This is a genomic window from Xylanibacter sp. (assembly GCF_057607445.1).
Genome location: NZ_DBLZAX010000057.1, coordinates 1 through 1,184, shown reverse-complemented (window position 1 = coordinate 1,184; position 1,184 = coordinate 1). Strand labels below are relative to the sequence as shown.

The window sequence follows — 1,184 nt, the reverse complement described above, 5'->3', positions numbered from 1 at the left end:
GACGCTTTTTCCCTATTGCAGTTCCTTGATGATATGTCAGATGATGAGCATAACCGCTTTACCAAGCGTGATATACTGGACGCCATGCAGTTTTATCAAGAGAATTATGTCACATACAGTCGCAGGGAAGCCGAAAGAGTATCGGCTATTGCTATGCCAGCAAGCAAACGGAACGGAAGAAAACAGGCTGAACATTTAGAGCGTGCAAGGTTGGTACAAACATTGGATTATCCAAATGGAGCATGGAGAAATAAAGAGGGTAGACCAAAAGGCAGCGGAGAAAAGTCGAAGATTGTCGAAGAATGGAAACAGCAGCATCCGGACGGAAAGAAGATAGATTGTGAGAGAGAAACTGGGCTTAGCCGGCATACTGTATTGAAGTGGTGGAAGTAGGGTATACTTGAAATGCCGAAAGGCATATGCTATAATACCAGTAGGCGAAAATGACAGAAGTGCTCATGTGGCACAGCAAAAAGCCCCGGAGGTTGCGACTCCGGGGCTTTTCTATTCCGTTCTGGGTGGGTGGCTTAATCCCAAGGCTGGCTACCAGTTATTCTTCTCCGTCCAACCATTTGCAGATGTAGTAGGCAACTACACTTGCCAAAACAGAGAGAAAAAATGACAGAAGTTCACTCATGCGGTTCACCCCCTTTCTCTACCTGTCTGGGGGCGGTAGCGTCGTTCATTATATCACAGGGGCAGAAATGCCACAAGAAGCCATTTCCCCTTGTTTATTATCAAAGCCATAAGGAAAAGAGTGTCAAGGGCGGTCATAGACCGCAGCGTTTACCCTTGATACTCTTTTTTGTTGGCTATAATGCCGGAGGGGAAAACGGCTGTCCGTCCGTTCCGTTACTTCCCCCTGTGCTTCATTGTCCGTTCCGGCGGAAGAAAGTAAAGGGTGGTCTGCGACCATTTTTTATCTGCTGTACTCGCTGATCGGCAAGCCGAAGCTCATACTGCAGATAAAAAACAAGCCCTTGACTGTCTCCCTCCTACACTTTCAAAGTCGCCCAAGAGGAAGTAAGCTCCACTATATTCTTGGCAGAATATACGCACGAATATATCCGCTTGATATAGGGTGTCTATCATGCTATAATATGTGTAGCGGATATATTGCAAGTTCCCTAAAGTGTTACCACTTTAGAACTTGTGAGGGTGGCAAGCCCCCCTTCAATCCCCCT

General features: G+C 46.6%; 1 protein-coding gene. It reads left to right on the top strand.

The genetic code is table 11. The features are described from left to right. Nucleotides 1–393 (top strand): hypothetical protein (locus tag ACZMIG_RS14810; protein WP_487889771.1); only part of this gene is annotated, 393 nt, incomplete at its 5' end. Nucleotides 394–1,184 lie beyond the last annotated feature (791 nt).